The organism is Nocardia sp. NPDC050406, assembly GCF_044459025.1.
In the GTDB taxonomy this organism is placed as follows: Bacteria; Actinomycetota; Actinomycetes; order Mycobacteriales; family Mycobacteriaceae; genus Nocardia.
In genome coordinates this window covers 26,823-50,624 of the sequence record NZ_JBITIM010000006.1, presented here as the reverse complement: position 1 = coordinate 50,624, position 23,802 = coordinate 26,823, and the positions used below count along the sequence as shown (strand labels likewise).

At 67.7% G+C, this 23,802-nt stretch carries 24 protein-coding genes; 15 read left to right on the top strand and 9 right to left on the bottom strand.

The features are described from left to right. Positions 1-80: 80 nt before the first annotated feature. The gene (locus tag ACIBH2_RS33095; RefSeq protein WP_397124811.1) at positions 81-1,280 is read right to left on the bottom strand and encodes a glycosyltransferase; all 1,200 of its coding nucleotides are present in this window, start codon (positions 1,278-1,280) and stop codon (positions 81-83) included. Between the two features lie 110 nt (positions 1,281-1,390). On the opposite strand from ACIBH2_RS33095, the gene ACIBH2_RS33090 reads away from it, so the two are divergent. From ACIBH2_RS33090 to ACIBH2_RS33060, 7 genes are all read left to right on the top strand, one after another. Continuing rightward, positions 1,391-1,960 carry a hemerythrin domain-containing protein gene (locus ACIBH2_RS33090; RefSeq protein ID WP_397124809.1) on the top strand — a complete coding sequence of 190 codons (570 nt, stop codon included), beginning with the start codon at positions 1,391-1,393 and terminating at the stop codon, positions 1,958-1,960. A gap of 92 nt (positions 1,961-2,052) precedes the next feature. Further along, a complete protein-coding gene (locus tag ACIBH2_RS33085) occupies positions 2,053-2,904 on the top strand; it encodes a thioesterase family protein (protein ID WP_397124807.1) in 852 nt (283 codons plus the stop codon). A gap of 88 nt (positions 2,905-2,992) precedes the next feature. After that, entirely contained in the window at positions 2,993-4,789 is a 1,797-nt protein-coding gene (locus ACIBH2_RS33080; RefSeq protein ID WP_397124805.1) for a thiamine pyrophosphate-requiring protein, read from the top strand. Positions 4,790-5,058: 269 nt separating this feature from the next. After that, positions 5,059-5,469, top strand: coding sequence for an STAS domain-containing protein (locus ACIBH2_RS33075; RefSeq protein ID WP_397124803.1), 411 nt, complete (start codon positions 5,059-5,061; stop codon positions 5,467-5,469). A gap of 87 nt (positions 5,470-5,556) precedes the next feature. Further along, a complete protein-coding gene (locus ACIBH2_RS33070; RefSeq protein ID WP_397124801.1) occupies positions 5,557-6,243 on the top strand; it encodes a PAS and ANTAR domain-containing protein in 687 nt (228 codons plus the stop codon). A 260-nt stretch (positions 6,244-6,503) separates the two neighbouring features. After that, positions 6,504-6,938 (top strand): ATP-binding protein, encoded by a 435-nt coding sequence (locus ACIBH2_RS33065; protein ID WP_397124799.1) that lies wholly within the window; start codon positions 6,504-6,506, stop codon positions 6,936-6,938. After that, positions 6,928-7,737: an RNA polymerase sigma factor SigF gene (locus ACIBH2_RS33060; RefSeq protein WP_397124797.1), complete on the top strand. Its 810-nt coding sequence runs from the start codon at positions 6,928-6,930 to the stop codon at positions 7,735-7,737. Before ACIBH2_RS33065 ends, ACIBH2_RS33060 begins: the two co-directional genes overlap by 11 nt. 110 nt (positions 7,738-7,847) lie before the next feature. On the opposite strand, the gene ACIBH2_RS33055 is transcribed toward ACIBH2_RS33060, so the two are convergent. From ACIBH2_RS33055 to ACIBH2_RS33045, 3 genes are read right to left on the bottom strand one after another with little or no spacing between them, the layout of a single operon-like run. Next, a complete protein-coding gene (locus ACIBH2_RS33055) occupies positions 7,848-8,108 on the bottom strand; it encodes a hypothetical protein (RefSeq protein WP_397124795.1) in 261 nt (86 codons plus the stop codon). Further along, on the bottom strand, positions 8,105-8,323 hold the full coding sequence (locus ACIBH2_RS33050; protein WP_397124794.1) for a hypothetical protein: 219 nt from the start codon (positions 8,321-8,323) through the stop codon (positions 8,105-8,107). Before ACIBH2_RS33050 ends, ACIBH2_RS33055 begins: the two co-directional genes overlap by 4 nt. Before the next feature lie 51 nt (positions 8,324-8,374). Beyond that, complete coding sequence (locus tag ACIBH2_RS33045; RefSeq protein ID WP_397124793.1) at positions 8,375-9,469, bottom strand: hypothetical protein; 1,095 nt, start codon at positions 9,467-9,469, stop codon at positions 8,375-8,377. 342 nt (positions 9,470-9,811) lie between these two features. Here ACIBH2_RS33045 and ACIBH2_RS33040 point away from each other — a divergent pair, with 342 nt between their 5' ends. Next, positions 9,812-11,158, top strand: coding sequence for a lipase family protein (locus ACIBH2_RS33040; protein WP_397124791.1), 1,347 nt, complete (start codon positions 9,812-9,814; stop codon positions 11,156-11,158). Between the two features lie 96 nt (positions 11,159-11,254). Here the strand turns inward: ACIBH2_RS33040 and ACIBH2_RS33035 are convergent, their stop codons facing one another. Continuing rightward, positions 11,255-12,805 carry an acyl-CoA carboxylase subunit beta gene (locus ACIBH2_RS33035; protein ID WP_397124789.1) on the bottom strand — a complete coding sequence of 517 codons (1,551 nt, stop codon included), beginning with the start codon at positions 12,803-12,805 and terminating at the stop codon, positions 11,255-11,257. 304 nt (positions 12,806-13,109) lie between these two features. Between ACIBH2_RS33035 and ACIBH2_RS33030 the strand changes: the two genes are divergently transcribed. The 3 genes from ACIBH2_RS33030 (at position 13,110) to ACIBH2_RS33020 (ending at position 15,562) form a co-directional block, all read left to right on the top strand. Continuing rightward, positions 13,110-14,450, top strand: a complete 1,341-nt coding sequence (locus ACIBH2_RS33030) for an ABC1 kinase family protein (RefSeq protein ID WP_397124934.1) — start codon at positions 13,110-13,112, stop codon at positions 14,448-14,450. 20 nt (positions 14,451-14,470) lie between these two features. After that, entirely contained in the window at positions 14,471-14,797 is a 327-nt protein-coding gene (locus ACIBH2_RS33025) for an amidase family protein (RefSeq protein ID WP_397124787.1), read from the top strand. Positions 14,798-15,229: 432 nt separating this feature from the next. Continuing rightward, positions 15,230-15,562 (top strand): LppP/LprE family lipoprotein, encoded by a 333-nt coding sequence (locus ACIBH2_RS33020; protein ID WP_397124785.1) that lies wholly within the window; start codon positions 15,230-15,232, stop codon positions 15,560-15,562. Positions 15,563-15,572: 10 nt separating this feature from the next. On the opposite strand, the gene ACIBH2_RS33015 is transcribed toward ACIBH2_RS33020, so the two are convergent. Next, complete coding sequence (locus ACIBH2_RS33015) at positions 15,573-17,972, bottom strand: MFS transporter (protein WP_397124783.1); 2,400 nt, start codon at positions 17,970-17,972, stop codon at positions 15,573-15,575. A 236-nt stretch (positions 17,973-18,208) separates the two neighbouring features. Next, entirely contained in the window at positions 18,209-18,805 is a 597-nt protein-coding gene (locus tag ACIBH2_RS33010; protein ID WP_397124781.1) for a TetR family transcriptional regulator, read from the bottom strand. A 105-nt stretch (positions 18,806-18,910) separates the two neighbouring features. Here ACIBH2_RS33010 and ACIBH2_RS33005 point away from each other — a divergent pair, with 105 nt between their 5' ends. From ACIBH2_RS33005 to ACIBH2_RS32990, 4 genes are read left to right on the top strand one after another with little or no spacing between them, the layout of a single operon-like run. Further along, a complete protein-coding gene (locus tag ACIBH2_RS33005; protein ID WP_397124779.1) occupies positions 18,911-20,128 on the top strand; it encodes an alkane 1-monooxygenase in 1,218 nt (405 codons plus the stop codon). A 2-nt stretch (positions 20,129-20,130) separates the two neighbouring features. Further along, entirely contained in the window at positions 20,131-20,319 is a 189-nt protein-coding gene (locus tag ACIBH2_RS33000; RefSeq protein WP_397124777.1) for a rubredoxin, read from the top strand. After that, the gene (locus ACIBH2_RS32995; protein WP_397124775.1) at positions 20,312-20,494 is read left to right on the top strand and encodes a rubredoxin; all 183 of its coding nucleotides are present in this window, start codon (positions 20,312-20,314) and stop codon (positions 20,492-20,494) included. Before ACIBH2_RS33000 ends, ACIBH2_RS32995 begins: the two co-directional genes overlap by 8 nt. Then, positions 20,491-21,660: an NAD(P)/FAD-dependent oxidoreductase gene (locus ACIBH2_RS32990; protein WP_397124773.1), complete on the top strand. Its 1,170-nt coding sequence runs from the start codon at positions 20,491-20,493 to the stop codon at positions 21,658-21,660. Before ACIBH2_RS32995 ends, ACIBH2_RS32990 begins: the two co-directional genes overlap by 4 nt. Here the strand turns inward: ACIBH2_RS32990 and ACIBH2_RS32985 are convergent. Beyond that, a complete protein-coding gene (locus ACIBH2_RS32985; protein ID WP_397124771.1) occupies positions 21,653-22,570 on the bottom strand; it encodes an alpha/beta hydrolase fold domain-containing protein in 918 nt (305 codons plus the stop codon). The genes ACIBH2_RS32990 and ACIBH2_RS32985 overlap by 8 nt on opposite strands. A gap of 25 nt (positions 22,571-22,595) precedes the next feature. Then, on the bottom strand, positions 22,596-23,744 hold the full coding sequence (locus ACIBH2_RS32980) for an acyl-CoA dehydrogenase family protein (RefSeq protein WP_397124769.1): 1,149 nt from the start codon (positions 23,742-23,744) through the stop codon (positions 22,596-22,598). Positions 23,745-23,802: the final 58 nt, after the last annotated feature.

Sequence of the window (23,802 nt, the reverse complement as noted above, 5' to 3'; positions counted from 1 at the left end):
TGAGGAGGGGAGTCCGCGCCGCGCCGTGTGGCGGGTCGGGCGCTCGAGGAGAGGAACCGCGCGGCATCTTGGGGCGGGAGTCAGCGGGTGGCGGTGGCGTAGGTGTGTAAGGGGGCGGCTTGGCGGTAGGTGCGGAGGATGTCGTCGGTGATGTGGTCCCAGTGGTAGCGGGTGTGGGCGCGTTGGCGGGCGGCGGTGCCCCAGACCTCGCAGAGGGTGGGGTCGCGGAGCAGGGGGCGGATGGCGTCGGCGAGGGCGCGCGGGTCGCGGGAGGCGACGAGGCGACCGGTGACCCCGTCGACGACGATGTCGAGCAGGCCGCCCACGGCGGTGGCGACCACCGGGCGGCCACAGGCCATGGCCTCCAAGGGGATCAGGCCGGAGGGCTCGTACCGAGGGGTGTGGATCACGACGTTCGCCGAGCGCAGCAGCGCGGGAATCCTGGTGCGCGGCAACCGGCCCACGAATCGGACGCGGTCGGCCACCCCGGCCGCGGCCGCCACCCGACGCAGGCGCCGCGCCTCGGCCGCCCGCTCGGGACCCTCACCGCCGCCCGCGATCACCAACTCGGTATCGGGCAGCTGCCGCAGCGCGCCGATGCCGATCTCGAAACCCTTGTGCCGCAGCAGATCGCCCACCGCGACCAGTCGATGCGGCAGCTGCGGGGATTCGGTCACGCCCTCGGGTCGGAAGCGGTCCACATCGACTCCGCAGGGCACCAACGAGATTCGAAACCTCGGCACACCCATCCGAGTCAGCTCGAACACCTCCTCGGAGGAGTGCGCTACGACCCGCGAGGCGCGCACCGCGATGAGCCGTTCGAAGCGCACCCGGGCGCGTGGACTGTCGTCGGCCTGGCCACGGTGGCGCTGGCTCACGATGCCCAGCGAGTGAAAGGTCTGCACCACAGGGAATCCCAGATATCGTGCCGCCAATTCGGCTGCCAGCCCGGACATCCAATGGTGCGCGTGCGCCAGATCCGGCGTCTCGGCCGCCCACGCGTCGTGCAGGTAGGTCCCGAAATCGCCCATGTAGGGCAGCAATTGGGATTTCGGCAGCGGCCGCGGCGGCCCGGCGGGCACGTGGACGACCCGGTACCCCTCGGCGGTGTCCACGCGACCCGGAACGCGGGTCGAGTCGCGGCGGGTGTACACCGTGACCTCGTGGCCGTGTCGGGCCAGCGCGGCCGACAATTCGGCGACGTGCACATGTTGTCCACCCGCGTCGACGCCCTCGGCGGCCAGCGGGCTGGCGTACTCGGAGACCATGGCGACTTTCATGTCCCCGCAATGCCCTGGGCGCTCCAGGTGAAACACCGTTTTCAGGTGTGACGGGTCGGGTCACGGGTACGCGCGGAATGGAACCGTTCCCCAGTACAGGAGTGAGGCCCATGGCCACCGAACAGGAACAGGACGTCGTCGAACTGCTGATGGCGCAACACAATCGGATCAAACAACTACTCCAGCAGGTGCAGGACGCCGCACCCGGGGCCAAGCGGGAGCCCTTCGAGGATCTGGTGCGCTTGCTGGCCGTACACGAGGCCGCCGAGGAGGAGGTCGTCCACCCGACCTCGCGCCGCGTCTTCGTCGACAGCGAGATCGTCGACGCCCGGCTCGACGAGGAGGAGCAGGCCAAACAGGAGTTGGCCGCGCTCTACGACCTCGGGGTCGAACACCGCGAATTCGACGAGCGTTTCCGGCTTTTCGCCCACAAGGTCATCGAGCACGCGGAGATGGAGGAGAAGGAGGAGTTCGGCCAGGTGCTGCAGCAGACCTCGCAGTCCGAACGCGCCGCCCTCGCCACCGCCGTTCGCGTCGCCGAGAACACCGCCCCCACCCGCCCGCATCCCAATGCGGGCCAATCCGCCATCGCCAATGTCGTGATGGGTCCGCCCCTGGCGGTCTTCGACCGGGTGCGCGACGCGGTGCGGGACTGGCGGCGCAAGCAGGGCGACAACTGACGCCGTCCGGGCGCACCGGGTGAGACCCCACGTGGAAACCTGTTTCAGCCACGTGCTAGCTCTGAGAGATCACCGATCCAAGGAGCTACCCCGTGACCGACAAGACCCCCGGCTACTTCGAATCCGTGGACTCCGGCTTCGAACCGACCCGCTGGTCGGCCAGTCAGTGGTCCTCGGCGCAGGTGGTCGGCCCGGCGCTGTGCGGCCTGATGGCCCATCAGCTCGAACTCGAACACGCCACCGACGGTTTCGTCCCGGTGCGCCTGACCGTGGACATGTTCAGCGCCGCCCGATTCGCGCACACCACCACCCCGACCGTCCGTATCCGCGACGGCAAGCGCATCCGCGTCGCCGATATCTCCGTGCTCCAGAACGGACAACCGGTGGCCCGCGCCACCGCGGTCCTGCTGCGCCCGTCCGAACAGCCGCCCGGCGCGCTGTGGACGCGCGCGGAGCAGCCCGTACCGCCGCAGCGCGACGACTCCACCATGTCGCACCGTCCACCCCTGTTCGGCAGCGACGCCAACCCCGACACCTGGTCGCTCGCACCGACCGACAACGAGAACGACAGCCGCAAACGCACCTGGCAGCAACCCATCCGCGCGCTGGCGGAGGCCGAACTCACCCCGTTCGTCCGCGCCGCCATCGTCGGCGAGGCCACCAGCCTGGTCACCAACTGGGGCGACAAGGGCATCGGCTTCATCAACACCGACCTCACTCTCGCCCTGGCCCGGCTGCCCGAGGGCCTCGACATCGGCGTCGAGGCCGACAATCATCTCAGCGAGGACGGTATCGCCGTCGGCACCGCCACCCTCTTCGACCGCCGCGGCAGCTTCGGCAGCGCCATGGTGACCGCGGTGTCCAACGCGGGCCGCCAGATCAGCACCGCCCAACTCGATATCGCCGTGCGCGGCCGCACCCCCACCGACACCGCGCACCCGTAAATCCTTGCGTTAGTTCACGGATTTCCGTTTACCCCCGCAACCTCCGGGCAGGTCGAGCACGAGAGAACTTCGAGTTCGGGAGGTCACGGTGACGGATTTGGTCGGCGATGTGATCCTGGCGCGCCTGCGCGAGTGGGGCGTTCGCCAGGTTTTCGGATATCCGGGTGACGGCATCAACGGGTTGTTGGCGGCGTGGGTGCGGGCCCGCAACGATCCGGAGTTCGTCCAGGCCCGCCACGAGGAGATGGCGGCCTTCGAAGCCGTCGGGTACGCGAAGTTCTCCGATGGCCTGGGGGTGTGTACCGCGACCAGCGGTCCGGGGGCGATTCATCTGCTCAACGGCCTCTACGACGCGAAGCTCGACCACGTGCCGGTGGTGGCGATAGTCGGTCAGGCGGAACGCACTTCGCTCGGTGGGTCGTATCAGCAGGAGGTGGATCTGCTCACCACCTTCAAGGATGTCTGCTCGGCCTACGTGCAGATGTGCGTGGTGCCGCAACAGCTGCCGAATCTGCTGGACCGGGCCATTCGCGTGGCGCTGGCCGAACGCACGCCCACCGCCGTCATCGTCCCGGCCGATGTGTTCGACCTCGAATACGAGCCGCCCGAGCACACCTTCCGGCACGTGCCGTCGAGCCTCGGGATGAGCACCGGCCGCACCCTGCCCGATCGCAACAGCCTCACCCGCGCCGCCGATATCCTCAACTCCGGGGAGAAGGTCGCGATGCTGGTGGGTCAGGGCGCGCGCGGCTGCGCCGTCGAACTCACCGAACTGGCCGGACTGCTCGGCGCGGGCGTGGCCAAGGCCCTGCTCGGCAAGGACGTGCTGCCCGATACCGAACCGTGGGTCACCGGAGCGATCGGCCTGCTCGGCACCACCGCCAGCTATCACATGATGCGCGAGGCCGACACTCTGCTGACCATAGGCTCCAACTTCCCCTACACCCAGTTCCTCCCGGACTTCGACCAAGTGCGCGCCATCCAGATCGACCGCTCGGGCACCTGGATCGGCATGCGCTACCCCTATGAGCTCAATATTGTCGGTGACGCCAAAACCACGCTGCGCGAACTGATTCCGCTGCTGCGCTACAAGCGCGAACGCACCTGGCGCGAGGAGATCGAGGAGCACACCCGCAGTTGGTGGCGCACCGCCGAGCGGTACGCCATGACCCCGGCCGACCCCATCAACCCGATGCGCATCGTGCACGAACTCTCCGAGCAGCTGCCCGGCAATGCGATCATCACCGCCGATTCGGGGACCGCGGCCGACTGGTACGCCCGTCATCTGCGCTTCCGCAGCCGGATGCGCGGCTCGCTCTCGGGCACCCTGGCCACCATGGGCTCGGCGGTGCCCTATGCCATCGGCGCGAAATGGGCCCATCCCGACCGACCCGCCATCGCCCTGGTCGGCGATGGGGCGATGCAGATGAACGGGTTGGCCGAACTCATCACGGTGGCCCGCTACCGGCAGCACTGGGAGGACCCGAGGCTGGTGGTGGCGGTGCTGCACAACAACGACCTGAATCAGGTCACCTGGGAGATGCGCGGTATGGAGGGCTCGCCCAAATTCGCTGCGTCCCAAACCCTTCCGGATGTCGATTACGCGGCGTTTGCCCGAGGTCTCGGACTGGGCGCGGCAAATGTGGACGATCCCGACGAGGTGGCCGGTGCGTGGGAGCGGGCGCTGGCCGACGATCGTCCCTGGGTGCTCGATTTCCGGTGCGATCCGGATGTGCCGCCGATCCCGCCGCACACCACGTTCGAGCAGGTCACCGCAACCGCCAAAGCCATGCTGCGGGGTGACGAGAACGCTGCGGGCGTGCTGCGGCACAGCGTGAAACAGAAAGTGCGCCAGCACCTTCCGGGTGGAAGCAGCGCCGATTGACAATGCGATTATGCGAATTGGCAAGGGATTTCGGCTAACCATAGCCGAAGACCTTGATCCGGATGAATTTGTGACAGATCCCGTGTGGCGTGACACAATGTGACGAGGTTGAGACTGCAGCCGACCCGGTTCGTGTACGGAACCGTTCGCGGAGTACCGGGCGAGGGGCACTGTGGCTCACTTTCGTCCGAACCTGTCGTCCGGCCCTCATGGTCGTGGACCTCCGCACCAGAACTGGAACATCCCCCTGACATGGGAGGTCTAGTCACATGTCTGCCATTGCCGTACTCTCGCGCGGCGTCGAAGCCGAGACCCGAGTCACCGGGTCCAACCCCGACCTGCCGGGCCGAATGCCCTCGCGGATCGATGAGCGCCGAAGGTGCACCATCGTTCGGATCGAGGGCGAACTCGATGCCGCCATATATCCAGAGTTCGTACTAGCGCTGGATCAGGCGGTGACCTCCAGTTCACATGCCGTGGTCGTCGACTTTCGCCAGACTCGGTTCCTGAGCATCGGCAGCGCCACCGCGCTCGTCGGGGCCAAGGCGACCGCCGACGCGCGCGGAGTGGATCTGCGTGTGGTGGCCGCGCGCCGGGAAGTGGAGCGGGTGCTCGATGTGACGGGTGTCCGTCCCCTCTTCCGTTATTACGCAACGGTTCAGGCCGCGATGGAGGGCTGATTGCCGACCAGTATCGGGCGGGGCCGGGACAACCCCGGTCCCACCGATCCGCTCGCAAGGCATCGGCCCGCAGCGGATACTCATGAGGTGACACACAGTGGGGAACTGTCCCCGAGCGACGCTCGAGCGCTGGAGAGCGTGGTCGGCTCCGGCCGCCCGCAGCATGTCGGCCAGTACCGCTTCTGGTTCGCCGATCAGCGCTGGGAGTGGTCCGACGAGGTAGCCGAGATGCACGGCTATGCGCCCGGCACGGTGGAGCCGACCACCGATCTGCTCCTGCGGCACAAGCATCCGGAAGACCGCGCGCAGGTCGCCATCTCCATTGCCCGGGCGGTGGAGAACGGCGAACCTTTCAGCAGTCGGCATCGCATTCTGGACACCGACGGTGTGGAGCATCACGTGATCGTGGTGGGTGACCATATGGTTGATGACAACAACGCGGTGGTCGGGTCATCGGGCTACTACATCGATGTGACCGACACCCTCGCCGAACACCGGCAGGAGACCCTGGACGACGCGCTTCCCGAGCTCTATCGGGCGCGGGCGGTCATCGAACAGGCCAAAGGCGCGCTCATGCTGGTCTACGGGATCAATTCCGAACAGGCTTTTCGGGTGCTGACCTGGCGTTCCCAGGAAACCAATACCAAACTTCGCAATCTCGCCCAGCAATTGGTTTCCGAGCTGGCGGCGATGGGCGGTACAGCGGTCGAATTGCGCACCCGATTCGACCATTTGCTGCTGACCGTGCATCAGCGCGTGGAACAGAACGGCTGACGGCGGATCCGCCTGGTTTCGGTTCGGTCACACCGGGTAAGTGTCGAATGAGATGCCTACCCGGAAGGATGGTCGACCCGTGGCGCCGACGCCCCCAAGTGAATCGCGTTTCACCGCTCACCCGGCTGTGCCTCCCGCCGATCATCCCCCACCGCACGCATGAGTGGTCGAAAATGATGCAACGGACCAATGGATCGGGTAACGGCCGAAGCCGGAGGGTTGTCGCTCTCCAGTTCGGCGATGAGCGGGCGGAGAGACGTATGAGTGAGTGGACTTCGGAAACGGACACGGATACGGCGACAGCGATCGGAATCCGTATTCCGGCAGATCTCGGGCAGCTGACCATGCTGCGCGCGCTCGCCGAAACCGTGGCTCTCATCGCCGATTTCGCCCTCGATGAGGTGACCGATATCCGCGTGGCACTGGACGAGGTGGCGACCGCGCTGATCGTCGCCGCCGCGCCCGGATCCACCATCGGCTGCGAATTCGACTACGACGACGAGAGTATGCGGGTGCGGGTGTCTGCCGTCGCCGCCGACGAGGACGCTCTCGACGAGACCGGCTTCAGCTGGCATGTCCTCGAGACACTCACCGAAACCATCGTGGCGCACCGAAGTCCCTTCGATATCAGTACCAACGGCTATCCCACGGTCGTCGAGTTCAGTCGGCTGCGGGGCGACGCCGATGTCGGATGACGCACCGCACCGCGCCGGAGCCCGGTCGCGGAGCCGGGGCGACTCGTACGACAATATCGAGCCCCTGTTCAAGGAATTGTCCGCGATCGACGCGGCCGATTCCGCGCGGGAAGCGGTGCGCGAGAAGGTGATCGAGCGGTGCATGCCGCTGGCCGACCATATCGCCCGCAAATTCTCCGGGCGCGGCGAGAATTTCGACGATCTGCTGCAGGTGGCCCGGGTGGGCCTGGTCCAGTCGGTGGACCGCTTCGACGTCACCCGCGGCTCGTCATTCCTGTCCTTCGCGGTGCCGACGATCATGGGGGAAGTGCGGCGCCATTTCCGGGACAACACCTGGGCCGTGCGAGTGCCTCGCCGTACCAAGGAGATTCAGCTCAGTATCGGCGCGGCCATCGACGATCTCGCGCAGCGCAAGGGACGGATGCCCAAGGCGCGTGAGATCGCCGAGGAATTGGGTGTGGAGCTGGTCGAGGTCACCCAGGCGCTCATTGCCGGAAATGCCTATCAGCTCTCCTCTTTGGACGCCGTGACCGGTGACGATAGCGAGAACACACCATTGTCGCTGATGGAGGTGCTCGGTGATGTCGAGCCCCGATACGACCGCGTCGACGAATTCCTGGCGGTACAGCCGCTGATCGCCGAATTGCCCGATCGCGAGCAACAGGTGCTGATCATGCGGTTCTTCGAGAACAAGACACAGACCCAGATCGCCGACAAACTGGGCATCTCGCAGATGCACGTGTCGCGGATATTGTCGAAAACGCTGACGTCACTGCGGGAGCAGGCGCTGAAGGATTGAGCGGGGGATCGAGCGGGGCACGGAAAGGGAAAGGAGTGGGGCGCGATATCGATCGCGCCCCACTTCCCTTGTGACCCACTTCCCTTGTCACATAGCCGAACTTGTCACGGCTAGATGATGCCCGGCACTCCCGGCTCGGGCTCGGGGTGCGGCAGGGGGCTCGGCTCGGGGCGCGGCGGAATCGGGTCCGGGTTCGGCGGCGTCGGCACGGGGTCGGGATTGGGCGGCGTCGGCACCGGATCAGGATTCGGCGGCGTCGGAATCGGGTCCGGCTCCGGCGGTGTCGGTATCGGATTCGGCTCCGGGGGAGTGGGCAGCGGGTTGGGTACCGGCGGCACCGGTTCGGGTACGGGTGGCTTCGGTGTCGTCATACGGGTGGCTCCTTCCGGGTCTCCGGGCGCGGTGGGCGCTCCGGGTCCGCATCGGCCCGCTCGGGCTCCGGCTCGGCCGCGGCCTCCTCGGCCGGAGCCTCGGGATCGCGCCATTCCTCGACGCGGTCGGTTCGATTGGCGCGCAACGTCTCCTGCACCTCGTGCGCCAGCGAATCGTCATGAGCGGGGCCGTGCTTGGTATTGCCAAGTTGCATATCGGCGTACCTCCTTGGTTGTCCCTGTACTCGGTGTCTCGGTGCGGTGGGCTATCGGGGCCGCAGGAGTGCGCCCACGCCATCGGGCAGGGTCAGCTCCCCGTCCACCGGCACGATGTCGCTGTCCCCGGCGATGGCCGCCACCGGCACCGCCTCGTCGGCGCGGCGCAATTCGGCCGGACCGGTGAGTTCGTGTGCGCTGGTGGCCACCTGGGTGTGGCCGTCCCCGACCAGGATCTGCCGGTCGTCGAGCGCCGCGCCGTCGACGAACAGCTGCGCCACAGCCGACTCGCGCAGGGCGGCGGCGGTATCGGGCAGGCCCGCGGTGGCCAGGCCGTCCGCGCGGGCCCGGGTGGCGGTGTAGCGCGCGAGCAGATCCGCGCGCCACAGTTGGGTCGTCTCGGCCACGATCTTGTCGATCTGGGTGTTCAGCTCGCCGTTGTCCGGGCCGTGGCCGGTGCCGTCGAGTTCGATGATGCGCCGCTGCGTCGGGCTCGGACCGGTTGTGTCCGTGCCACTTTCGGCGTAATGGGTGGCGAGCGCGGCATGTACGGCCGAGCGCACCTCGGGCGTACCCGCGAGCATGACGGTCACCGCGCCCACACGGTCGGCCAGTCCGGATACCTCGCGGGCCATCGTACGGACATTGTGGCGCAGCACATCCTGGGTGCGGCGGGGCGTGGCGCGGTGGGCGCGGTCGTGGCGGGCCCGATGCACCGGGTGGCCGATACCGCAGACCGTTCGGGTGAGCGTGTCGCCGTACCCGTTCACGCCGCGCAGGTCGGCTCCCACCGGATCCACCGTGGCCACCACGTGCGGGGCTCGTCGCGACCGCTGCTCCAGCAGCGGCAGCAGATAGGGCAGGGGAGACACCCGCACGATCTCCTGCTGCGGGGGCTCGGGCAGGGTGTCGTCCACCAGCACGGTGGCCTGGTCGGAGAGCAGGGCGCGTCCGCAGCGTTCTCGGTCGGGCGGGCCCGCGGCCAGCGCGATGCCCAGCGCACCCAGCATGCGCTCGGAAGCGCCTGCGGCGCTGAGCTTCTCGCGCAACTCGCGGCAGCGCAGTTCCAATCGCCGGGCGGCGTCTTCGCTGTCGGCGGTGCTGTCGAAGTACACCGATGCGAACGGTCCGGTCCGGTCGATCAATTCTCGGAGACTCGTCCTGACCATATGGGGCGGGTACCCGTGCATCCGATGGGCAATCGCGACACGCCCGTACGGGCGATTTGCCCGGGGGTCGCCCCGGGTGGCGCGGGGGTGCGCGGGAACGCGCCGTCGGAGGGGGTTGTCGGCGCGGGCTGATTGCGGTCGGATGGCGGCATGGTCTCGATGTGGCCTCGAAGGCCCCTGGTGTCCCTGCCCCGCGCGGACGCGCCACTAGGCTCTTAGCGCCCGGCCGCGGGGGCCGGTACACAGCGACCGAGCACGGGGGTTTGTGTGGGTCGAGGTTCGCGAATTGTCGCCGCTCTCTTGCTGATCGGCGCGTCCATGCTAGTTGGTCACACGTTCACTTCCGCCTCGGTCGGTGCGCAGCCGCCCGTCGCCGGGCCCCCGCCCATACCCGGACTCGACCTGCCCGGATTGCAGGAGTGGATCGACCGCATCGTGCCGCCGCCCGCACTCGGGCCCGTCACCAATTCGCCGCTTGTCGATGCCGATCGGTTGGAACCTGATCTCGCCGCGCTGCGCGCCGCCGTCATGCCCGATCCCATCGGCGACGCGTTCGTGGACTACTGGCCGCCGAATCTGGACACCTTCGCGCCCGGCGAGGTCATCGGCGTGCGCGATGTCACCGCCACCGGCGGGCCGATCCTCTTCCCGCCGGTGCGGCAGGTGTTGCAGTTGAAGTTCCGCACCACCGATGCCGCCGGTTTGCCGTCCTACGCCATCGCGTCGCTGGTGGTGCCTACGGGGGAGTGGGCCGGAAACGGGGACCGTCCGATCGTGGTCAACAATGTGCCCATCAACGGGCTGGGCCGCGACTGCAATCCGAGCTACACCTTCGTGCACGGCATCACCACCGAGACCAATCTGTCGGAGTTCATTCCGCCGACCACGCAGCTGGCCGTGGCACGCGGGTACGCGGTGCTGATTCCCGACCACGAGGGTCCGCGCATGGCCTACGCCGAGCCGTTCGTGGCCGGGCACGCGGTGCTCGACGCCATGCGGGCGGTGCGCGGTGCGTTCTCGGATGAGTTCGGGGACAGCGTATTCGGCATGATCGGGTACTCGGGCGGGGCCATCGCCACCAATGCGGCGAGCAAACTCATGTCCACCTACGCCCCCGAGCTCACCGGGGTGGTGGTGGGCGCGGCGCTGGGCGGCGTCCCGGTGGATTACGAGCTGCTGGCGCGGAGCATGAACGCGAATCTGGCCTCCGGGGTCTTCTTCGGCGCGACCTTCGCCATCGGCCGGGAGCGCCCCGAGATCCTCGCCCATATGAACCACCTCGCGCAGTGGATCGCGGTGTCGCCCATGAAGAATCAGTGCGTGGACGTCTTCGCGCTGCCGGGCATCTTCCACCTGCCCATGGACGTGGCCGCGAACTTCCCCGACCCGCTGCACAGCGACCTGGCCGAGGAGATCTACCGCATCACCCGGCTCGAAGACCGCAAATCCGCTGTGCCGCTGTACATCTACCACGGCCAGCAGGAGTTCTGGGTGCCCCTCGAAGGGGCTCGGAACCTGGCCGACGAGCAGTGCGCCCTGGGCACGGATGTGGTGTACCGCAGCGTATTCGGTGAACACGTCGTCGCCGCGGTGACCGGCTACCCGGAGGCGATTCTGTGGCTCGACGCCCGCCTGCGTGGCGAGCCCGCCGTCAGCGAGTGCTGACGGGCCGTGAAAACGCCGCTGCCCCGGCCGATTACGGCCGGGGCAGTGCGTCTGTCGTCCCTTGGCCACCGCTGGCCGGGCGGACGTCCCGCTAGCTCACATCGGGAAGAGATTGTGCTTGCGCGGGTTGGGCTTGCGCACCGCGCCCTTGTCGCGCAGCAGGCGCAGCGCGTTGCGGATCTCCAGGCGGGTGTGCGACGGTTCGATCACCGCGTCGATGTAGCCGCGTTCGGCGGCGGTCCACGGCGTGGCCACGGTGGCGTTGTAGAAGTCGATCATCTGCTGCTTGACCGTCTCGCGCTGGTCCTCGGGAGCGGCGGCGAGCTGGCGGCGGCCCACGATGGAGACCATGGACTCCGCGCCCATGACGGCCAGCCGCGCGGTCGGCCACGCCAGGCTGATATCCGCACCCAGCTGCTTGCAGCCCATCACCGCGTAGCCGCCGCCGTACGCCTTGCGCGTCACCACGGTGACGATCGGCACGGTCGCCTCGATGAGCGCGCGGAACATGCGCCCGCCGCGCTTGATGACGTGATTGCGCTCCTCGTCCACGCCCGGCAGCACGCCGGGGGTGTCGACGACATAGACGAGCGGGACATTGAAGGCGTCGCAGAGGCGGATGAAGTGCGCGGCCTTGTCCGAGCAGGCGGCATCCAGCGCGCCGCCCAGGGCGAGGGGCTGATTGGCGAGCACACCGACCGGTCGGCCATCCACGCGGGCGAAGCCGGTGATGAGATTCTCCGAGGTCTTGGCGCTGATCTCGTGGAACGCGCCGTCGTCGAAGATACGCAGCAGAATGTCGTGCATGTCGTAGCCGACCTTGTCCGAATCCGGGATGATCCGGTCCAGTTCGTAGTCGGTATCGGTGAGCTCGGGCTCGAGGCCCGGGTTCACGACCGGCGGCTCTTCCAGGCAGCTGGTCGGCAGGTAGCTCAGGTAGTCGCGCACCCAGGCGAAAGCGTCCGCCTCGGTCTTGGCGACATGGTGCACGGTGCCGTTCTTCTCCAGCGCCCGCGCGCCGCCCAGCTCCTCGGCCGTCACCGACGAACCCGTGACGGCCTTGATGACCTCCGGGCCGGTCACGAACATGTAGGAATCCTCGGTCGCGACCAGGACGTCCATATTGATGGGCCCGTACACCGAACCCGCGGCGCATTTGCCCAGCATGACGGCGACCATGGGCACGTAGCCGGACAGGTCCTCCTGGAGGCGGCACATGATGGCGTACCAGGCCAGCGAGGCCACGCCGTCCTGAATGCGCGCGCCGCCGGAGTCGTTGATGCAGACCACCGGGCAGGCGTTGTTGTAGGCGAAGTCCATGGCCGCGCGCACCTTGCGGCCGAACATCTCCGAGACCGAGCCGCCGTACACGGTCTGGTCGTGGGAGATCACCACCACCGGGCGGCCGTCGATATAGCCGCGGCCGGTGACGACACCGTCGCCGTAGGTCGCGTTCGGGACACCGGGCTGCCGAACCAGCGCCCCCAGTTCCACGAAGGTGCCCGGGTCCAGGAGCATGTGCACCCGTTCTCGAGCGCTGGGAATGCCCTTCTTTCGACGCTTTTCGATCGCGGCCTCACCGGCCGGTTCTTCGGCGATCTCCAGGAGCTTGCGCAGTTCCGCGAGCTTCTCCTGTGTGCCCGTCATACCTCGGTCTTGCCTTTCCACCATCAGGTTCGTGACCCGTACCGGTCACTGTCGGCGCGCCGGATCGCGGCCGCCAGCCTGCCACGGTACAGTGCGGCACCCGGGTCGAACCAGTGAACGAGCCCAGTCGGGGGCCTGCCAACCGGTCGGATCACCTCGGACGGTCGTACACTTTGCGTTCGGGACTTGCACAGCGGCGACAGCGCCGAATTCGACGAGAACAGGGGCGACCACGACGGTGAGTGCGGTAGTGGCGGGTGATCACGTGATCGACGGTGCGGAGGTGGGTGCGCCCGCGTACGAGGTGATCCGCCCGAATCTGGACACTTTCGGGTTCGCCGAGGTGAAGCGGACCGCGATCATCGGCACGGTACTCGGCGGATCGATTCTCAAGCGGGTGGTGCGCGAGGGGCTGCGGCCGGTCAAGCGCAAGCGGGCCGTGGCCGACGGCCTGGTCGACGGCTTCGAGCATCTCGGGCCGCTGTTCGTGAAGATGGGCCAGCTCATCGCCTCCTCGCCGGGCGCGTTTCCGCGCGAGGTCGCCGATGCGTGCCTGCGCTGCCTCGACGATGTGAAGCCGTTCCCGGCGGCGCAGGCCAAGGCAATTATCGAGGCGGACCTCGGCAAGCCGATCTCCGAGCTGTTCCGGTCCTTCGACGACGAGCCGCTGTCGGCGGCGTCGATGGCGCAGGTGCACGGTTGTGTGCTCGCCGATGGGCGTCCGGCGGTGGTGAAGGTGCAGCGCCCCGATATCGCGCGGCGCATGATCGTGGATCTGCGCGCCGCCAAGCGCTTGGCGCGGGCGATGGAGAAGCGTTCGGAGAACGCCCGGGTCGCCAATGCCGAAGGCGTGGTGCGTGATCTGTACGAGGTCACCGTCGCGGAATTGAACTTCCTGATCGAGGCGGACAACCAGACGCGCGCCCGGAAGAACCTCTTCGCCTTCGGCGACAACGCCAATGTCGCTGTGCCCGAGGTGTATTGGGACTACTGCGGTCCCCGCGTGCTGTGCATGGAGCGCATGAGCGGCCTGCCCCTGGACCGCTTCGACGACATCCGCGCCGCCCACCCCGAACCGGAGTTACTCATCCGCCGCCTGGTGAAGGCGTGGATGGAAAGCGTTGCGGTACACGGCCTCTTCCACGGCGACGTGCACGCGGGCAACCTGTGGCTGCTCGACGACGGCCGCGTCGCCATGCTCGATTTCGGCATCGTCGGCCGCATGGAGAACGAATGGCGCGAATTCGTCCGCGCCCTGTTCTACGCCTCCGCCATCGACAACGACTTCCGCCCCGTGGCACGCGCCCTGCGCAAACTCGACCTGGTCGCCGACGACAGCGGCGACGACGCCACCATCGGCCGCCAACTCGCGGTGGCCCTGGGCCCCGTCCTCTCCGGCAGCCTCGACAAACTCGACCTCGGCGTCGTCTCGGCCCGCCTCCTCGAATTCGGCAAGCGCCGAGGCGCTTCCGGCCCCCAACAACTCATCCTCATGGGCAAACAACTCGGCTACTTCGAGCGCTACGCCGTAGCCCTGGCCCCCGGCTGGAAACTCGGCAAGGACCTCTACCTGTTCCGCAACATCTTCGCCGATGAGGTGGCCGCCAAAACCGCCGAACTCGGCGTGGAACTTCCCCTCGACTGACCCCCGGCCCCTCGGCCCATTTGTCAGACTGGGGCGGCCGCTCCGCCGGTCGAGCCACCGGAGGTGCGGGACAGACGTTCACCCCCGCGTTCCCCCACGACCATACGCCCCAGAGCGAGCGACGGATCCCGACGCCGGACGGCGACCGGCCGTACGACGACCTGGCCTTCTGGCCGACAATCCCCTCCCTGCCGGGCCTGCCCGCCCTCAGCGCACCCATCGGCCGAACCCCCACCGGCCTGCCTGTCGGTCTCCAGATCGTCGCCCCGCTCTACGAGGACGACACCGCGATCACCTTCGCGGAGTTGCTGTCCGAGGTCATCGGCGGATACGAACCTCCACCCTGAGGTCCGCCGGATCTGTTGGCGGAAGGGGTATTTCGTGTCTCGCGTGGCAAGACCAGAGAATTCGGGGCGTAACCGGGAGGTGGTGGGAAGCGACTGTTCAGTAGAGCCAACTCAGGAGGAAATCGGATGATGAAGACCATGGGTGGGGTGTTTGCGGCGATCTTGCTGGCCGGTGCGGTCGCGGGGTGCCAGGACACCACTACGCCGGATGGGGTCGGACAGCCGTCCTCCGGGACAACGGCGCCGGGTAGTGCGCCCGATACCGGTGCGTCGACGGGGGCGAAACCCACGGAAACGTCGGTGACCGTGGAGGTCGGGGGCGGTGGTGTTCCCGCTACCGCGGGGAAGGGGCGGTGCGTCGACCTCAATTCGGCTGTGGTGAACAGTGCGATCACTTCGCTCGGGCCCTCGGTGGGTGGTGATGCGTACATCGTGGACAGTGCCACCGACGCCGCGGTGGGCTCGTGTCCGGAGTTGCTGTGGGTGCTCGCCGCGACCCCGCGGGGGACCGCGAGCTCGCCGTATCACGTGCTGTTCTTCAACAACGATGGATATCTCGGTACCGCCACGTCGAAGGCGACGTCGTACACCAGCGTGGTCGGCTCCTCCGATCGCGATGTTCAGGTGCGGTATCGGTGGCTGACCGGTAACGATGCCAACTGCTGCCCCTCGGGTGGGCCGTTGGTCATCACCTACACGCTCGGCTCCGACGGTCGCACCGTCACACCGGACCAGACGATTCCGGACGAGATCGCCAACCCCTGACCGCAGGGGGTCAACGGCTCGCGACGCTCTCGTCGTTCCAGAAGCCCAGTCGGACATCGTGGGTGACCTCCGCGCCGGAGATCGTCACGCGATTGCTGACCGGGGGATAGCCGCGGGCAACGATCGTGTAGTCACCCTCCGGGAGATCTTCGACCAGATAGTGGCCGTGCTCGTCGGTGCGGACGGTGGCGGTCACGTCGCCCGCGGTATCCAGAACCGTGATCTGGGCATCGGGGACGGGGCAGCCTTCGTCGGCCCAGGCCCAGCCGGAGAGCACCGCCATGGGCGCGAGGTCGATGTCGTGGCGCAGCAGGCCGCTGTCGGGGACCGTGAGAGTCGTTGCGCGCGGGCGCATGTGGTCGGCGACGGCCACCAGGGTGTAGGTGCCGGAGACGACGCCGTGGCAGACGTAGTTGCCGTCCTTGGCGGTGACGGCGGTGCCGACCACATCGCCGTGCGGATCGGTGAGGGTGACCGTGGCCCCGGAGAGCGGGTCACCGCGCAGCGCCGAACGCACCACGCCGGTGAGTTCCCCGGAACCGGGCAGGGTGAGGTCCAACTGCTGAGCCCGATGGCCGACCGTGACGCTCACCGCGCTCGGCTGGTGACCGGCCGCGGAGACGATGAGCACGTAATTGCCGGGCTCCGGCGCACCGATCGTGTAGTCGCCCCGCACATTCCCGGTGGTGCGCGAGACCTGGTGCCCGTACTGGTCGATGAGGGTGAGCACCGTCTCGGGAACGGGATGGTCCTCGCGGTCGAGCACGCGGCCCCCGATCGGGATGGCATCGGGGTCGAGCCCGTCCGGGGTGGCCGCCGCCTCGACCGGTTGCGGATTCTGATCCTCTTGCAGCGGAAGCTCTTTCATGAACACCAGTACCGCGCAGCCCAGCAGTGACACGGCGGTGGCGACCCAGAACACCCCCTGCACCGATTCGGTGAACCCGATGAGAATGGGATCGCGCAATTCGGCGGGCAGCGCCGCCAGGCTCGTCGTATCGCTCTGAATCCGTTCCAGATCAGCCGGATTCAGCCCGGGCGGCAGCTGCCCCCCGAACGCCGCCACAATCCGATCGGGCAGCAGATTGAACAGAATGGTCAGGAAGATCGCCACCCCGAGCGTGCCGCCCATCTGACGGAAGAACGTCGCCGAAGCGGTCGAAACACCCATATCGGCTCGGGGACTGGCATTCTGGGCCGCGATGATGAGCGTCTGCATACAACCGCCGAGCCCGAAACCGATCACCGTGGTGTAGACCATGACCTGCCACATGGGGCTGTCGAACTGCACGCGCGCGAACAGCCCACACCCCACGGCGATCACGAATGTCCCGATGATCGGCAGAATCTTGTATCGCCCGGTGAATTTCGTGATGAGCCCGGCCATCTGCGCGCCCACCATGATCCCGAGCACCAGCGGCAGCATGAGCAATCCGGCCTTGGTCGGCGAATACCCGCGCACCACTTGCAGATACAGCGGCACCATGGTGATCCCGCCGAACATCGCCACGCCCACAATGAATCCCGCCAAGATGGCCACGCTGAACGTGCCACTGCGGAACAGCCGCAAGGGAATCAGCGCCGCATCCGCCATCAACGCCTCGACGAGCAGGAACAGCAGCGCCCCCGCCACCCCGATGCCGTAACAGACCAGCGCCCGCCGCGACTCCCAGCCCCAGATACGCCCCTGTTCGGCCACGATCAGCAGCGGCACAACGCAGATCGCCAGCGCCACCCCGCCCATCCAGTCGATGCGCTGTTTCTGGCGCGGGAACGGCACATCGAGCCACTTGGCCACCACGGCCAAGGCCAGCGCGCCGATGGGGACATTCACCAGGAACACCCACCGCCACCCGTCCAGCCCGACGAGCTCCTCGTAATCGGAGAAGTAGCCGCCCAGCACCGGCCCGATCACGGTGGCGATGCCGAACACCATCATGAAGTAGCCCTGGTATCGCACCCGCTCTCGCGCGGGCACGATATCCCCGATGATGGTGAGCGCCAACGACATCAGCCCGCCCGCGCCGATACCCTGCACCGCGCGGAATCCGGCGAGCTGATACATGGAGGTGGCGAACGCGCACGCCGCCGACCCGAGGACGAAGACGCCGATGGCGATGAGGTAGCACGGCTTGCGGCCGAAGATATCGGCCAGCTTGCCGTACAGCGGTGTCGCGATGGTGGCGGTGATGAGGTAGGCCGTGGTTGCCCACGCCTGCTCCTCGAAACCGTGCAAACTATTGGCAATCTTCACGATTGCGACACTGACAATGTTCTGGTCGAGCGCGGCGAGGAAGACCGCGAGGAGCAAACCGGACAGAATCGTGAGGATCCGCCGGTGCGACAGCGGCGCTGACGCCGCGTCGGCGGCGATCTCCGCCGCCGCGCTGTCGATTGTCGAATTGGTCATCAATGGGCCCTGGTTCAGATCGTCGGGAATCCGTGGTGGAACTTCGCGATACGAGAGTCGAACCTGTAGCAAACTCCGGCCAGGCTCGACGCACATGCCTGAACCGTCCTGTGACCCATCGGTTTCCGGTGCGACCCCCGCGGAACCGTCGGTCAACGTGTACGAATAGTAACCCTTGGCGAATACGGAGTTATAACCGCCGCTTCCGAACGGGTCTGCGGGAATCCTCGGCGGCGCTACCGAAAGATGTGGGCGATCACGAATTCGATCTGCGCGACGGCCCGTTCGACGGGCCCGATCGGCTGGAACAGGTGGCTCAGCGCAAGGCGCACAAGGCTTTCCGTGCGCGCCATCAGCTCGGTATCGGACAGCTCCGCGAGTCCGTACTGCGCGCGCACGGCCGTGGTGACCGCGTCGACCGCCGGACCCAACACCGGCTCGGTCTCGGTCATGAGCGTCGGCAGCAGTGTGGTGTCGGCCCCGGTGCGCCGTGCCAGAACGGATTTCAGCAGGGTGTTGTCGGCTCCGGTGCGCAGCGTGAAGTCGACCGCCGCGACGCAGCCCGCCACCACATCGTCGGGGTGCGCGGCCAGGCACGCGGAGATGCCGACCAGGAAGACCTCGACCTCCTGCCGGATGACGACCTCGGCGAGATCTTCCTTCTTGCCGATCTCCTTGTAGAGCACCGGTCGGCTGACGCCCACCTCCTTGGCCACCCGCGACATGTTCACCGCACCCCACCCCTCGGTGATGACCAGTCGCCGCGCGGTATCGACCACGCGGTCGCGCAGGAGTTGGCGCATCTCGGTCTGGAAGTTCGGCGCATCAGCCACGAGCCGATCGTACATGACCAGCGCAGACGTCCCATCGTTGACAGAGTCGGCATGACTGTATGTAATGAATACACTTCGCCAAGAAGTGTAAATAGGAGATCGACAATGACGACGTCTCGAATCGACGAATCCGCGCCCACGACGCCGCAGTGGCGCGATCGCAAGCGCTATCTGTGGCTGTTCGGCTTGGTCGCCCCGACCGCCGTCGGCCTGGCGACCGCCCTGGTGTGGGCCTTCAACCAGCTCGGCTGGCAGGCCGTGTCCCCGGTGTGGTGGTGGATCGGCCCGGCCCTGGTCTACGTCCTGCTGCCACTGCTCGACCGCTTCTTCGGCCCCGACGGCCAGAATCCGCCCGAGGAGGTGATGGAGCAGCTCGAGAACGACCGCTACTACCGCTACTGCGTCTACGCCTACATTCCATTCCAGCTGCTGAGCGTCGTCTTCGCCTGTTATCTGTGGACCGCGGACGACCTGTCCTGGCTGGGTGTCGACGGCGGCCTGAGCCTGCTGTCCAAGATCGGCCTGGCGCTGAGCATCGGCGTGCTGGGCGGTGTCGGCATCAACACCGCGCACGAACTCGGCCACAAGAAGGACGAATTGGAGCGCTGGCTGTCGAAGATCACGCTCGCGCAGACGTTCTACGGGCACTTCTACATCGAGCACAACCGCGGCCACCACGTGCGCGTCGCCACCCCGGAGGATCCGGCCAGCGCCCGCTTCGCGGAATCGTTCTGGAGCTTCCTGCCACGCAGCGTCTGGGGCAGCCTGCGCTCGTCCTGGGAGTTGGAGAAGGCGCGCCTGCATCGAATGGGCAAGTCGCCGTGGACCATTCACAACGACGTGCTCAACGCCTGGCTCATGTCGGTGGTGCTGTGGGGTGCGCTGGCGGTGGCGTTCGGCCCGATGGTGTTGCCGTTCCTGGTGATTCAGGCCGTCTACGGGTTCTCCCTACTGGAGACGGTCAACTACCTGGAGCACTACGGCCTGCTGCGCCAGAAGACCGCGTCCGGCCGCTACGAGCGCTGCACCCCCGAACACAGCTGGAATTCCGATCACATCGTCACGAACATCTTCCTGTACCACCTGCAGCGGCACAGCGACCATCACGCCAATCCCACTCGCCGCTACCAGATTCTGCGCAGTATGGACGGCGCGCCGAACCTGCCCAGCGGCTATGCCAGCATGATCGGCCTGGCGTACTTCCCGCCGCTGTGGCGCAGAGTCATGGACCACCGCGTCCTGGACCACTACCAGGGCGATATCACCCGCGTGAACATCCAGCCCAGCAAGCGTTCTCGCGTGCTGGCGCGGTACGGAGCGTGATCATGTCCTCCTACCGCTGCCCCGTCTGCGACTACATCTACGACGAAACCCGCGGCGCGCCCCGCGAGGGCTTCCCGGCGGGCACCGCGTGGTCGGCCATCCCCGACGACTGGTGCTGCCCGGACTGCGGCGTGCGCGAGAAGCAAGACTTCGAATCCGTCTCCACCAGTACAGGATCCGCCCATGACTGATTACAAGCTCTTCCGCTGCATCCAGTGCGGCTTCGAATACGACGAGGCGCTCGGCTGGCCCGAGGACGGTATCGAACCCGGCACCCGCTGGGACGATATCCCCGACGACTGGTCGTGTCCGGACTGCGGGGCGGCCAAGGCCGATTTCGAGATGGTCGAGGTCAGCCGCGCATGAGCGCCCGCATCGTGATCGTGGGTACGGGCGTGGCGGGGGCGACGGCGGCGAAAACGCTACGCCGGGACGGTTATTCGGGCGAGATCGTGCTGCTCGGCGCGGAGTCCGGCCTGCCCTACCGCCGCCCGCTGGTGTCGAAGGAGCTGCTCGCCGGGTCCGTGGCCGAACCCCGCACGCTGCTGGAGTCCGCCGAGTCCTGGCGCGGATGGGAGATCGACGTCCGCACCGCGACGACGGCACAACACGTCGATCCCGACCGTGCCCGCGTCACGCTGGCCGACGGCAGCGTTCTCGGCTACGACAGCCTGCTGTTGGCCACGGGCGCGAGTCCGCGGCGGTTGCCGAACCAGCCGCAGGCCGTGCACACCCTGCGCGGTCGCGCCGAGATCGCACCGCTGCGCGCCGACCTCTTCGACGGCGGCTCCCTGCTGGTGGTCGGCGCGGGCCTGATCGGCTGCGAGGTCGCCGCCACCGCGCGGAGTCTCGGCATCGCGGTCACCGTCGTGGACGCCGCGGCGACGCCGCTGGCCCGCATCGTGCCGCCGGTGATCGGCGAGTACTACCGAAAGCTGCACGCGGACAACGGTGTAACCATCCACGGCGGTGTCGTGCTGGGCGGCCTCGACGTCGCCGACGGGGTCACCGCCGAATCGGTCGACGGCCCGACCTGGACGGCGGCCACCGCGCTGGTGGCGATCGGCGCGGTCCCGAATATCGATCTGGCCGCCACCGCCGGACTGGTCGTCGACGACGGCATCGTGGTCGACGAGCGCTACCGCACCTCCGCGCCCGATATCTACGCCGCCGGGGACGCCGCCGCCCGCTTCGACCCGGCGACCGGCGGCCACCACCGCGACGAGCACTGGAACAGCGCTCAGTCCCAGGGCGCGGCCGCCGCGAAAGCCATGCTGGGCCTGCCGCTCCCGCCCCGCGAGGTGTGCTGGGGCTGGTCCACGCAGTACGGAATCAACCTCCAGTTCGCGGGCCGTATCGATCCGACCGACGAACTGATCGTGCGCGGTGAACTCGGCACCGCGAATGTCACCGTCTACGCCCTGCGCGAGGGCCACCTGACCGGGGCCGTATCGATCGGCCGCCCCGCCGATATCCGCGCGGCCCGCGACGTCCTCGCCGGAAGGGCGGCCCTGGACCCGGCGCTCACCTAGTCGCGTCGACCGCCAGTGCGGCGCGCAGGCTTTCGATGATCGTGCGCCGGGCGGCGCGGCCCTCCGGGGTCGGCGTCAGCGGATACACGTGTACCAACCCGTCGCGCTCGTGGTGGTCGACCTCGACCCCGGCGGCGCGCGCCTTCTGCACCAGCAGCCGGGTATCCGGGACGAGAATGTCGCGCGTGCCGCAGAACACGGTGAGCGGTCCCAGCCCCGTGAGGTCGGCGCAGAGCGGGCTGACCCGAGGATCGGAGAGCGGCAGCCGTCCGCGCCAGTGCTCGATGAAGACCCGCGCACCGGGTTTGGCGAGCCACGGGTCGACGGCCTGCACCACATCCATCTCCGGATTGGTCATCGCCAGATCCAGGGAGGGGGAGATGAGCACCGTGCGCGGCAGCCGCACACCGTGCTCGTCGCGCAGTAGAACCGCCGTGGAGAGCGCGATCTGCCCGCCCGCCGAATCGCCGCCCAGACACACCTCGCCATAGCGAGAGCTGTTGGCCAGCACCAGCTCCGCCACGCCCGCGACCACCTGCTCGGCGGTGCCGAAGGGGACGAGCGGATAGATGGGCACCACCACGGTCGTGCCGACGTGGGCGCAGATATCCGCGGCGAGCGCCCAGTGCTGCGGCGCGATCTCGTTCACCCATCCGCCGCCGTGCGTGTACACCACACAGCCGGTGGAGCGACCCGACCTCGGGGTCAGGGAGTAGACCGGCCAACCGTGCACGCGCTCGACCGTCACCGACACATCCGAGCGCAGATGTCGCGGCGGGTGATAGGGCAGCGGGCGCAGACTGCGTTCGCGAATATGGTCGATCGCGGCCTCGGCGGTGCTGAACACCCGGTTGGCGCGGGTGGCGCGCAGGAAGGCCGGAACGGCCACACGGCTCAGGAAACTCGGCACGCCCTCGACCCTACTGCCCGGTATGTCACAAACCTCGGGCAATCAGCAGTTTCATGATCTCGTTCGCGCCGCCGTAGATCCGCTGCACTCGCGCGTCCACGAACAGCCGCGCGATCGGATACTCCGTCATATAGCCGTACCCGCCGAAGAACTGCAGACAGGCGTCGGCCACCCGCACCTGCTGGTCGGTCAGCCACCACTTGGCCTTCGCCGCCGTGGCCGAGTCGAGTTCGCCGCGCAGATGCTTGGCCACGCAGTCGTCGAGGAAGGCCCAGGCGATGGTCTTGACGGTGTCGCACTCGGCCAGCGCGAATTGCGTGTTCTGGAAGTCGAACACGCGCTTGCCGAACGCCTCGCGCTGTTTGGTGTAGTCGACGGTGAGCTCCACGGTCTTCTCGATCAGGGCCGCGGCGGTGACCGCGAGAATCAGGCGCTCCTGCGGCAGCTGCCGCATGAGTTGGGCGAAGCCGCGCCCCTCCACCGCGCCGAGCAGATTGTCGACCGGCACCCGCACCTCGTCGAAGAACAGCTCGCAGGTGTCGGTGCCGTGCTGCCCGATCTTCTCCAGATTCCGCCCGCGCCGGAAGCCGTCGCGCTCGGTCTCCACGGCGATCAGCGAAATCGCCTCCGCCCCACGGCCTTCCGGGTTCGTCCGCGCGACCACCAGGACCAGGTCGGCGAGGAATCCATTGGTGATGAAGGTCTTGGCCCCGGTCACCACATAGTGGTCGCCGTCGCGCACCGCCCGCGTCCGGACACTCTGCAGATCCGAGCCGGTCCCCGGTTCGGTCATGGCGATGGCCCCGACCCAGTCGCCGGTGGCCAGCTTCGGCAGCCAGGCCCGCCGCTGCTCCTCGGTGCCGTAGGCGTGGATGTAGTGCGCCACGATGGTGCTGTGCACGCCATTGGCCATACTCGGTGCGAGAGCGCGCATTTGCTCGATGGTCGCCACCGCCTCGTGCGCGAAGGTGCCCCCGCCCCCGCCGTACTCCTCGGGAATGCTCAGGCACAGCAGCCCCACCGCCCCGGCCTTGCGCCAGGCCTCCCGGTCGATGTGGTGCTGGCGCGCCCAGCGCTCCTCGTGGGGCGCGCACTCCTTCTCGAAGAAACGCCGCGCCAACTCGGCCAGCGCCGTCAGGTCGTCGTCCATCCACGGTGAGCGATGCCGGGTCATAGTCGAATCCCTTGTTCCCAGAAGGCCGTACAACGACGGTAGCGGTGCGGCGGCTGTG

Bases quoted from the DNA above. Each gene is read 5' to 3' on its own strand.
- ACIBH2_RS33060 (WP_397124797.1), top strand. From the start codon at position 6,928: ATGTCGGATGACGCACCGCACCGCGCCGGAGCCCGGTCGCGGAGCCGG.
- ACIBH2_RS33090 (WP_397124809.1), top strand. From the start codon at position 1,391: ATGGCCACCGAACAGGAACAGGACGTCGTCGAACTGCTGATGGCGCAA.
- ACIBH2_RS32990 (WP_397124773.1), top strand. From the start codon at position 20,491: ATGAGCGCCCGCATCGTGATCGTGGGTACGGGCGTGGCGGGGGCGACG.
- ACIBH2_RS33055 (WP_397124795.1), bottom strand. From the start codon at position 8,108: ATGACGACACCGAAGCCACCCGTACCCGAACCGGTGCCGCCGGTACCC.
- ACIBH2_RS32995 (WP_397124775.1), top strand. From the start codon at position 20,312: ATGACTGATTACAAGCTCTTCCGCTGCATCCAGTGCGGCTTCGAATAC.
- ACIBH2_RS33035 (WP_397124789.1), bottom strand. From the start codon at position 12,805: ATGACGGGCACACAGGAGAAGCTCGCGGAACTGCGCAAGCTCCTGGAG.
- ACIBH2_RS33015 (WP_397124783.1), bottom strand. From the start codon at position 17,972: ATGACCAATTCGACAATCGACAGCGCGGCGGCGGAGATCGCCGCCGAC.
- ACIBH2_RS32980 (WP_397124769.1), bottom strand. From the start codon at position 23,744: ATGACCCGGCATCGCTCACCGTGGATGGACGACGACCTGACGGCGCTG.
- ACIBH2_RS33000 (WP_397124777.1), top strand. From the start codon at position 20,131: ATGTCCTCCTACCGCTGCCCCGTCTGCGACTACATCTACGACGAAACC.
- ACIBH2_RS33005 (WP_397124779.1), top strand. From the start codon at position 18,911: ATGACGACGTCTCGAATCGACGAATCCGCGCCCACGACGCCGCAGTGG.
- ACIBH2_RS33050 (WP_397124794.1), bottom strand. From the start codon at position 8,323: ATGCAACTTGGCAATACCAAGCACGGCCCCGCTCATGACGATTCGCTG.
- ACIBH2_RS33075 (WP_397124803.1), top strand. From the start codon at position 5,059: ATGTCTGCCATTGCCGTACTCTCGCGCGGCGTCGAAGCCGAGACCCGA.
- ACIBH2_RS33095 (WP_397124811.1), bottom strand. From the start codon at position 1,280: ATGAAAGTCGCCATGGTCTCCGAGTACGCCAGCCCGCTGGCCGCCGAG.
- ACIBH2_RS33040 (WP_397124791.1), top strand. From the start codon at position 9,812: ATGCTAGTTGGTCACACGTTCACTTCCGCCTCGGTCGGTGCGCAGCCG.
- ACIBH2_RS33065 (WP_397124799.1), top strand. From the start codon at position 6,504: ATGAGTGAGTGGACTTCGGAAACGGACACGGATACGGCGACAGCGATC.